Origin of the sequence: Streptomyces actinomycinicus, from assembly GCF_016741775.1 — a bacterium.
Lineage (GTDB): Bacteria > Actinomycetota > Actinomycetes > Streptomycetales > Streptomycetaceae > Streptomyces > Streptomyces actinomycinicus.
On the sequence record NZ_JAERRK010000044.1, the window covers coordinates 1 to 9606 of the forward strand.

At 73.8% G+C, this 9606-nt stretch carries 7 protein-coding genes; all 7 read left to right on the plus strand.

All coding sequences use genetic code 11. From position 1 onward, the window contains the following. The first annotated feature begins 283 nt into the window (after nucleotides 1-283). Nucleotides 284-952 (plus strand): ScbR family autoregulator-binding transcription factor, encoded by a 669-nt coding sequence (locus JK359_RS38175; protein ID WP_201844295.1) that lies wholly within the window; start codon nucleotides 284-286, stop codon nucleotides 950-952. 223 nt (nucleotides 953-1175) lie between these two features. After that, nucleotides 1176-2012 carry an AfsR/SARP family transcriptional regulator gene (locus JK359_RS38180; RefSeq protein ID WP_201844297.1) on the plus strand — a complete coding sequence of 279 codons (837 nt, stop codon included), beginning with the start codon at nucleotides 1176-1178 and terminating at the stop codon, nucleotides 2010-2012. 273 nt (nucleotides 2013-2285) lie between these two features. Continuing rightward, nucleotides 2286-3107 carry an AfsR/SARP family transcriptional regulator gene (locus JK359_RS38185; RefSeq protein WP_201844299.1) on the plus strand — a complete coding sequence of 274 codons (822 nt, stop codon included), beginning with the start codon at nucleotides 2286-2288 and terminating at the stop codon, nucleotides 3105-3107. Nucleotides 3108-3242: 135 nt separating this feature from the next. After that, the gene (locus JK359_RS38190) at nucleotides 3243-3995 is read left to right on the plus strand and encodes a thioesterase II family protein (RefSeq protein WP_201844301.1); all 753 of its coding nucleotides are present in this window, start codon (nucleotides 3243-3245) and stop codon (nucleotides 3993-3995) included. A gap of 110 nt (nucleotides 3996-4105) precedes the next feature. Further along, entirely contained in the window at nucleotides 4106-5047 is a 942-nt protein-coding gene (locus JK359_RS38195; RefSeq protein ID WP_201844303.1) for an SRPBCC family protein, read from the plus strand. A 388-nt stretch (nucleotides 5048-5435) separates the two neighbouring features. Continuing rightward, nucleotides 5436-9179 (plus strand): condensation domain-containing protein, encoded by a 3744-nt coding sequence (locus JK359_RS38200; protein ID WP_201844305.1) that lies wholly within the window; start codon nucleotides 5436-5438, stop codon nucleotides 9177-9179. Between the two features lie 133 nt (nucleotides 9180-9312). Further along, a partial coding sequence (locus JK359_RS38205; protein WP_269139090.1) for an S-adenosylmethionine synthetase N-terminal domain-containing protein occupies nucleotides 9313-9606 on the plus strand: 294 nt, incomplete at its 3' end.

Consider the following 9606-nt stretch of genomic DNA (forward strand, 5'->3'; position numbering starts at 1 on the left):
CCAGCCCGTGAAGTGACGCCGTATACGACGCTGTTGTGAGGAACGCTGAGGGGCCGCCCGCCGGGCGGCCCCTCAGTCATTGACCAGCCATGTTCGGTCACCCATATATGAAACCGCCTATGCGGTTTGCTAGTCTGTGAAACGCGGCTCCTGCACGGACGCCCCGGTATGACCGGAGTTCGGCGGGCGCGATCACCTCGCGCTACAGCTGTGCCTTGCAAGGGGCCCGAGGCGTCGGCGTCTTGCCGGCTTTCGATGTCCCGGTGTCCAGGAGGCAGCACACATGGTCAAACAGGAGCGGGCGGCACGCACGCGGCGTTCGCTGATCCATGCGGCGGCCGAGGTGTTCGCGGAGATGGGCTTCGTCTCGGCGTCGCTGGGTGCCATCAGCGCGCGAGCCGGTGTCAGCAACGGGGCGCTGCACTTCCACTTCGCCAACAAGAGTGTGCTGGCCGAGGCGGTCGAGGCGGAGGCCGTCGAGGCCGTACGGCGGCTCACCGAGGAGGCGCGGGACCGGCAGGGGGACTCCCTGCAGGCGGTGGTGGACGCCATGCACGCGCTCGTCGGCGCCCTGGCTGAGGACATCGTGGTCCGCGCCGGCTTCGAGATCGCCGGTGACATGGCGCGCGGCACCCGGTCCCCGCTGCGCCAGGAGTGGCAGCGCTGGGTGGAGGACAGCCTCCGCCGGGCCGAGCGGGCCGGTGCGCTCGCCGGCGGGGTCTCCTGGAAGGACGCCGCCCGGGTCGTCGTCGCGGTGACCGCGGGTCTGGAACTGCTCGGCGGCGAGGACGCCTCCTGGCTGTCCAGGCAGAGCGTCACCCGCATCTGGGAGCTGCTGCTGCCGCTGCTCAGCGGCCGGCCCGGTCCGGGCGCCCTGGTGCCCTCCGGCTCGCAGACGGCGGTGGTCGCGGTGCCGCGGGCGCAGGTGCGGACGGCGCCCCGCGAACCGTGAGCGGACGTCCGGGTGCCCTGCGTCGTCGGGCCTCGCTTCCCCTCCCGGAGCCGTGCCCGGCTTCGAGGATCCCTGGTGACCGGCTCGAACTCCGGTACAGCCGACCAGGGTTGTGGCTCTGCCGGGCCTGTGGTAATTCTGACTCCGGACACAATAAATACGGTCTGTGCGGTTTGATTTGGGGCAGGTTCGAGGCCGCTCGGGCACGAGACAGGGGAGACCCGTGAACATCGAGGTGCTGGGCGCCCTGAACGTCAGGGAGAACGGCGTCTGTGTGACACCCACCGCGCCGAAGCCGCGCCGGGTGCTCGCCCTGCTCGCGCTCCACGCCGACCAGGTGGTCTCCGTGGCGACGCTCACCGACGAACTGTGGGGCAGCACGCCGCCGCGCAGCGCCAAGACCACGCTGCAGACCTACGTGCTGCAGCTGCGTGACCTCATCGGCGGCGCCCTCGAGCAGGGCCGGGCGGCGGACGGCCGGGCGCGCACGGCCAAGGACGTCCTGGTCACCGTGCAGGGCGGCTACCTCCTGCTCAGCGGCGGTGGCACCAGCGACGTCAGGGAGTTCGAGCGGCTGACGGCGCTGGGCTACGAGGCCATGGCCATCGGGGACTTCCAGGGCGCGGCGCGGCAGCTGCGGCAGGCCCTCGACCTGTGGTCAGGACCAGCCTTCGCCGACGTACAGGCCGGAGCGCAGCTGCGGACGGAGGCCAGGCGGCTCGAGGAGAGCCGGCTGTGCGCCCTGGACCGGCGCATCGAGGCGGACCTGCGGCTGGGCCGGCACCGCGACCTGCTCGCCGAACTCACCGTCCTCGTCGGCCGCTACCCGACCCACGAGACCCTGCGCGGGCAGTACATGCTGGCCCTGCACGGATCCGGGCGGCGCAGCGAAGCGCTGGAGACGTACCAGAACCTGCGGGCCACGCTCGTACGGGAGCTGGGCCTGGAGCCCTCGGCCGACCTCCGGCGGATACAGCGTCAGATCCTCGCGGCCGCGACCGAGGAAGCGCTCGACGACACGGTGGACGACGACGGGGGGCGCCCGGTGCCGACCAGCTGACCGTCCTGCGGGTTCCGGGCGCTTGGGGGACGCGGAAACGCGGGCGCACGCAACCGGTACGTACAGCAATTCCGGACGCCGAAGAAATTCCTTTCTGCCGTGCCGTCCTGGATTTCTCTCCGTTTCCCGGAGCACTCCGCATGCCCCCGGTACTTCGAGGACCGCTCAAATGCCGCTGAAGGAACCGATGCCTCCGGTGTGGGTGCGGCTAGCGTGCAGGTTCGCCGACGACTTTCCGCCATCGGGAGTGCCCGACGACGAACGGAGGGAACCATGGAGATTCAGGTTTTGGGTCCGCTGTGTGCCGCCGTGAACGGGGACTCGATCGTCCCGACCGCCGGAAAGCCACGACAGGTTCTCGCCCTGCTGGCGCTGTATCCCGGCCGCGTCGTACCCGTCTCGACGCTGATGGAGGAGATCTGGGGAACGGAACTGCCCCAGAGCGCGATGACCACGCTGCAGACGTACATCATGCAGCTGCGCCGCTGCCTCGGTACCGCCATGGGCCCCGACGCGCCCGGCGCCGCGAAGAACGTTCTGGCCACCCGGCACGGCGGCTATCTGCTGCAGATCCCGCCGGAGTCCGTGGACATGCACACCTACGAGCGCCTGGTCGCCGAGGGCCAGGAGGCCTTCGAGGAGGGCGAGGACGAGCGGGCCGCCCGCTGCTTCCGGCAGGCGCTCGCCCTGTGGCAGGGGCCCGCCCTGGTGGACGTACGCCTCGGGCCGGTGCTGGAGATCGAGGTCACTCGGCTGGAGGAGTCCCGGCTGGTGACCATAGAGCGGCGGATCGACGCGGATCTGCGGCTCGGCCGGCACACCGAACTGATCGCTGAACTCAGCGACCTGATCGCCCGTCACCCCCAGCACGAGGGCCTGCACGCGCAGGCCATGGTGGCCCTGTACCGCTCAGGGCGGCAGGCCGCCGCCCTGAACATGTACCGGAAGCTGCGGGAGGGCCTGATCGAGGAACTCGGCGTGGAACCCTCCCCGCAGCTGCAGCGCCTGCACCAGGCCATGCTCGCCGTCGACCCGGAACTCGACGTGACGGCCGGGCCGCGACGGGGCTCCACCTTCGACCGGTACGCGGCCTGACGGTCCACCGCTGATGCCACCATCGGAAAAGGCCCCGGAATTCGGGGCCTCGGCCCATTCTTGAGTGCCGCTCGAGGTATTGCGGCGATCCTCGAAATCCACCCGTGTGGCCCGGGCGGACACAGAGGAGGAACCATGTCGGACGACCAGCCTGTGCGGCTGTACTGTTTCGCACATTCCGTCGAGGGCGTCTCCGTCTTCGACGGCTGGGCGGCGAGCGTGGGCCCCGGTGTGGAGCCGGTCCCGGTTCTTCTGCCGGGCAGTGCCCCACGGCGTGGTGAAGCCCGGGTGACGACGCACGAGGCGCTGCTCGCCGACGTACTGCCGCTGTTCACCGACCCGCACCCCGGGCCGTTCGTCCTGTACGGGCACGGTCTCGGCGCGATGGTCGCACTCAGCGTGACGCGGGCCCTGCACGAGGCCGGCCTGCCGGGCCCGGCACTGCTCGCCGTCGGCGCCTGGTCGGCGCCGCACCTGCCGGCCGGGCTGCCGGACCCCCGGCACGCCACCGACGCCGAACTGCTGGACGTCCTCAGCGGCAAGGGTGCCGTGCCCGTGGGCAGCGACGAACGGATCCTGCTGCAGGCCATGCTGCCGGTGCTCCGCGCCGACCTGGAGCTGGCCCAGAGCCTCCACGAGGCCGCCGGCCGGCCCTCCCCGGCCGGCCCGCTCACCACCCCGGTGCTGGTCGTCGACTCGCAGGAGAACCGGCTCGCCCCGCCCTCGACGGCGGACGGCTGGCGCCAGTGGACCGACGGGCCGGTCCGCTCGCGCACGGTCCCCGGGCGTCACTTCTTCGTACGGGGCGGCCGGGAACTGCCCCGGCTCCTCGGCCGGGTCTGCCGCGTCGTCCGCCGGCTCGCCAAGGAGCCCGCGCCCGTCGGGTGACCGCCGGCCGTTCCCCGTGCTCCGGAGCCACCGGAATCGGGTTTCCTCATTCCGCCGTCCGGTCCGTGCCAGCGGCCCGGGCGGCGCAATGTGCATAGAGAGGTGTTCAGATGTCTGCTGAGCGTGTCGACAGGGCGGCACACCGCGTCCATGTGTCCGCGCCCGCGGGTGTGGTCTACGCGGTGCTCGCCGACGGGGCGAAGCTGCCGCTCTACTGCTCCCAGAGCGTCCATGTGGAGCGCCTGGAGTTCGACGGTGAGCGGGAACGCCTGCGGATGTGGGCCCTCGTGGGCGGCAAGGTGCAGTCCTGGATGACCTGGCGGCGCCTGGATCAGCTCGAGCGTCGCCTGGAGTTCGTGCAGAAGCTGCCCGGGTCCTCGCTGGACTCGGTGCGCGGCGTGCTGAGCGTGCGGCCCGAGGGCCCGCACGACAGCGAGCTGGAGCTGCGGTACGGCCTCGACGACCTGCCCGAGACGGAGTGGGTGAAGCAGGCCGCCGGCCTCGACGTCCGGGCGCAGCTCAACCAGCTGAAGGGCTTCGCCGAGCGGTGGACGCGCCTGGACGACCTGGTGCTGTCCTTCGAGGACTCCGTCCGCGTCCACGGACCGGCCGAACTGGCCTACGACTTCCTGTACCGGGCCGGTGACTGGCCCGAGCTGGTGCCGGACGTCGCCCGGGTCGCCCTCACCGAGGAGGCGCCCGGAGTGCAGCGCACGGTCCTGGACCGGCTGACCGAGAGCGGCTCGCACACCACCGCGGCGGTACGGATCTGCTTCCCGCACGCGGGCCGCATCGTCTACAAGCAGACGGCGACCCTTCCGCTGCTGGCGGCACACACCGGCGAGTGGTCCGTCACCCCGGACGAGATGGGCACGACCGTCACCTCCAGGCAGACGGTCGTGCTGCGCGAGGAGGAGATCACCGCGGCGCTGGGCCGGGGCGCGGGCCTCGCCGACGCCCGCCGGCACGTGCGCGCGATGCTCGGCCGGCACAGCCTGACCCTGCTCGACCTGGCCAGGCAGCACGCGGAGAGCGCCGTCCGCATGCTGTGACCCGCCCCGCGACCGGGGCCCGCCGACGGGAACGCCGGGGGTGGTCACCTCCGGCGCCGGACGGTACCGGAGTCACGGGTGAGCGACCTCGGCGCCGGAGGTACGGGAGTCACGGTGAGCGACCTCGGCGCCGCGGCTCTCGGGCACTGCTCGGGCACCGCTGCATACCCGCTCGGGAAAACGGACTTTGCGCGCGACTGCCATTAGCGTGCTCATCTCGACCGTTGTGGATGCAGGCAGGTCAGGAGGCCGTGATGGGGGAGAGGCGGTACGGCGCGGTCCGGGCGGCCGCCCCCGGGTGCGGCGCCCGGCCCGGTGAAGAGCCCCGCATGCTCGTTCGGCGCCCGCAGAGAGGAGAGCGGGTACCCGGCCACGCGCAGTGGACCGCATGCCCCCGGACATCATGACCGTTCACCCCTTCCCGCGTGCGCCGCTGTCCGTGGTCGTCGAGCCCGGTCCCCCGCCGTACCCGGCACCCTGGGACCTCGAACTGCGCGGACCGCTCGACGAGGCCGCCCTGGAACAGCTCCTGGACGAACTCACCGCCGGTGACCCGGACCTGCCCGGCTGGCGGCACCGCCTGCTGCGGCACGGCCCGGACCATCACACCCTGCGGTTCTCCGTGCCGCAGGGAGGGCCCGCCGCGTGGGTAGCGGGCCGCATAGCCGACCGTCTCACCGGCCCGCCGGACACGGCCGGCCGCCCGCAGACCCCCGCGCAGTGCGCGGCTCTCGCGCGGGCGGGGGAGCCGCGGTACGACGCCGTGGTGCTCGACGTGGAGACTGCGGCGGATGCCGGTGCGGGTGCCGGTGAGGGTGCGGAGACGGACGCGGATGCGGATGCGGTCGCGGATGCCGTGCGCGGGGCGGTGCGTGCTCTGGCCGCCGTTCATCCGCAGTTGCGTTCCCGACTCGACGCCGGGGACGGCTGGTTGGACGCGGCGGACGGGATCGGGGCCGACGGCGAGAAACTCCCCTTCACGGAAGGAGAGTTCGCCGACGAGGCCGACTTCGCCGCGCTCGTGGACTCGGTCACCCGCACGCTCGACCCCCGTGCCGGCGTCCAGCTGCGGGTCCTGCTCGCCAGGGACCGCCGGCCGGCCGGGCGGCGCGCCGACCGGATCGCCGTGGTCGCCCACGAGGCGGCCGTGGACGCCGCGTCCTGGCACATCCTGCTCGACGACCTGACCACCGCCCTCGGCACGACCGGGGGCCCCGGCACGACTGCCGACCTCGGTGCCACCTCCGCCGTCGGCACGGCCGCGGGCTCAGACACGGCTGCCGACCTCGGTACCACCTCCGCCCTCGGCACGGCCGCGGGCTCAGACACGGCTGCCGACCTCGGTACCACCACCGCCGTCGGCACGGCCGCAGTCTCGCCCGCGGTGCGGCCGCAGCCCGTGGCGGACGGCCTGGCCGGCTGGGTCGCCGAGCTGCGCGAGCTGGCCGGTGACTCCGCGGAGGCCCAGCACTGGGCCCTGGTGGCCGAGCGCAGGTCCGAGGCGGCCGGTGTCCACGGGTTCGCCCCGTACGCGGGGGAGTCCCGCCGGGACACCGGGCGGGCCTCCCTGCCGGCCGACGGCGAGAGCCGGACGAACGCCCGCGTGGCGGGGCCGGGTGATGCTCCCGCCGCCGTACCGGCACACGCGGGGGACAGCGGGTTCCCCCTGGCACCGGGCACCGGGTTCGCGCCGGAAGGCGACGCGGGCGACGTCCGGCGCACCGGCTTCGTGCTCGACGCGGACGCGACCGAGCGGATCACCCAGGAGCTGGGCCCGCGGCTGGCGTTGACCACGGGCCAGGTGCTGACCGGGGTGTTCGCGCTGGCCCTCGCCCGCTGGCAGGACACCGACGAGGCCTGTTTCGACGTACGCAGCGATCCGCGGGCCGCGCGGCCGGACCTGCGGCGTTGCGTGGGCCGGCTCGCCGAGCCGTACCCCGTCCAGCTCGGTCCCGGTCCCGGGCCCGACGCCCTCGGGCAGCTGACCGCCCTAGCGGGGCCGTTGGCCGTCTGCGCCGGCCGTGCCGAAGGCGGCGCCGGCTTCGGGGCGTGCCGTGAGTGGAGCCCCGATCCGGCGCTGCGCCGAACCCTGCGCGACCTGGCACCCGCCTGGGCCTGTCTGAGCCTCGACGACCCGGGTGGGCCCCTGCCCGGCTCCGCCCGGCCCCTGACCGGCGCCCCACCCGGCCGGCCGGGTTCCCCCGACGCGCCGGGCCGGTCCGCGTACCGTCTCGAGGCGCGCGCCCATGTCCGCGACGGCAGGCTGCACATCGGCCTGGACTGGGTGAGCGACCACGCGTACGGCATCACCGACACCTCGGTCGCCGCCCTGGAACAGCTGCTGCGCGAGCTGCTGGAGGAACTGGCCGCCGTGCCGGCCGCCCCGATGCCGCGCGCCTTCCGGGCCACCCCCCAGCAGTCCGCGCTGTACACCGGCGGCGACGCGCGCCCCGGCACCGGACGCCATGTCGAGCAGCTCGTCTGGGTCTGGCGCGGCCCCCTCGACCTCCGCCGTTTCACGGCCTCCTGGCAGTCCGTCTTCGACCGCGAGACGGTGCTGCGCACCGCCTTCAGCGACGGCTCCGAACCCCTGCTCGTCGTACACGAACGGGTCGTGCCCGAGATCACCCGCCGGGCCTTTCCCGACGCGGACTGGTCGGCGTTCCTGGAGCGTGACCGGTTGCGCGGCTTCGACCTGCGCCGCCCCGGAGCGCTGCGGCTCACCCTGCTCGAGACGGAGCGCCCCCGGCCCGCGGACCCCGTCGCCCCGCCGACCCGGATCCTGGTCACCTACCACCGGGCCCTGCTCGACACCTGGAGCGCGCACCTGCTGCTGCGCGAGTTCTACCGCGCCTATCTCGCGGGCGGCTCCCTGTCCGGTGGTGAGCGCCGCCCGGACCTGCGTGACTACACCGCCTGGGCCGCCGCCCAGGACCCCGAACCCGCCCGCGGGTTCTGGACGCGCAGCGCGCCGCCCGAGGGCGCCGCCTCCCGGCCGGTGCGCTCCGCCGCGCGGGCCGGCCTGACCGGTGTCGGCCGTGCCCGGCTGCGCCTGGACCCCGCCGAGACCAGCCGCCTCGCCCACTGGGCGGGCACCTGGGGCACCGCCGAGAGCAGCGTGCTGCAGGCCGTGTGGGCCATGCTGATCTACCGGGCCTCCGGCGCCACCGGGCCGGCCCCGGTCTGTTTCGCGGTGACCGTGTCGGGACGCGGCATCGCCCTGGAAGGCGTGGCCCGCATGCCCGGCCCGCTGCGCAACCCGCTGCCGATGACCGTCGAGGTGGACCCGGCGGGCACCGTGCCCCGGCTGCTGCGGCAACTGCGGGACCTGGCCCTGGACATGGCCGCCTACGAGTGGGTGCCCGCCGACTGGATCCGGGCCTGGAGCCGTGGCGGCGCGGACCCCGACACCGTCATCGTCTTCGAGGACCCGCCGCATCCGCTGGACGGCCTGGAGACCCAGCTCGCCGCCCAGGGCATCCACGCCGAGCTGCCGGACACCCTGCCGGCCCGCTCCGTACTGCCCATCGGGCTGCTCGCCCACCACGACAGCACGGGCGGACTGGTCCTCGTCGGGGTGCACGACCGGGCCCTGCTCGACGAGGACGCGGCGGCCGAACTGCTCGCGCAGAGCGCCCTGTTGCTGCGCTCGCTGCCGATGTCGGCCGGTGAGACCACCACCGTCGGAGAGGCCCTGGCACTGCTGGCGGAAAGCGCCGCACCGCCGCCGGCCGAGGCCGCCGAAGCGGGCCGGCCCGCCCCGCTGGTCACCCTGCGCGCCGCCCGCCGGGAGCGGGCGGGCACGATCTGCCTGATCCCGCCGCCGGGTGCTTCCGACACCTGCTACGACCTGCTCGCCGGCAGCTATCCGGGGCCCCAGGAACTGCTCGTGCTCCCCGCCGGCGCCGATGCCGACGGTGCGCGGGCCGCCCTCGAGGCGCTCGCCGCCGGCCGGCCCCTGCTGCTCGCCGGATTCTCCGGCGCCGGTGTCCCCGCCTGCGACCTCGCCCGGCGGATCGCGGCGGACGGCGGCCGCCCGCCGCGGGTGGTGATCGCCGGCGCGGGCACGGACGAGCAGGAACGGGCCGGTGCTCTCGTCCGGGCGCTGCAGGGTGCTGCGCCGCACGCGTGATGCCGGTCCACTCCTGTTCCGCCGCTGTTCGAGGGCGCCTCGTTCGCCGTTCTGCATCGTGGCTGTGGCACGGGTGACCTCGCCCGGCCGCTGACGCCGTTCGTGCCCTGGGCCTGCAACCATCTGGAGAGACATGTCCCGCCGCCTGTTCACCTCGGAGTCCGTGACCGAGGGGCACCCCGACAAGATCGCCGACCGGATCAGTGACACCATCCTCGACGCACTGCTGCGGGACGACCCGTCCTCGCGCGTCGCGGTGGAGACGCTGATCACCACGGGGCAGGTGCACATCGCCGGCGAGGTGACCACCCAGGCCTACGCCCCCATCGCCCAGCTGGTGCGCGACGCCATCCTCGAGATCGGCTACGACTCGTCGGCCAAGGGCTTCGACGGCGCCTCCTGCGGCGTGTCGGTGTCCATCGGCGCC

What these genes read in the sequence shown, in the direction of transcription:
- JK359_RS38175 (WP_201844295.1), top strand. Translation starts at nt 284, where the DNA reads ATGGTCAAACAGGAGCGGGCGGCACGCACGCGGCGTTCGCTGATCCAT.
- JK359_RS38185 (WP_201844299.1), top strand. Translation starts at nt 2,286, where the DNA reads ATGGAGATTCAGGTTTTGGGTCCGCTGTGTGCCGCCGTGAACGGGGAC.
- JK359_RS38190 (WP_201844301.1), top strand. Translation starts at nt 3,243, where the DNA reads ATGTCGGACGACCAGCCTGTGCGGCTGTACTGTTTCGCACATTCCGTC.
- JK359_RS38195 (WP_201844303.1), top strand. Translation starts at nt 4,106, where the DNA reads ATGTCTGCTGAGCGTGTCGACAGGGCGGCACACCGCGTCCATGTGTCC.
- JK359_RS38200 (WP_201844305.1), top strand. Translation starts at nt 5,436, where the DNA reads ATGCCCCCGGACATCATGACCGTTCACCCCTTCCCGCGTGCGCCGCTG.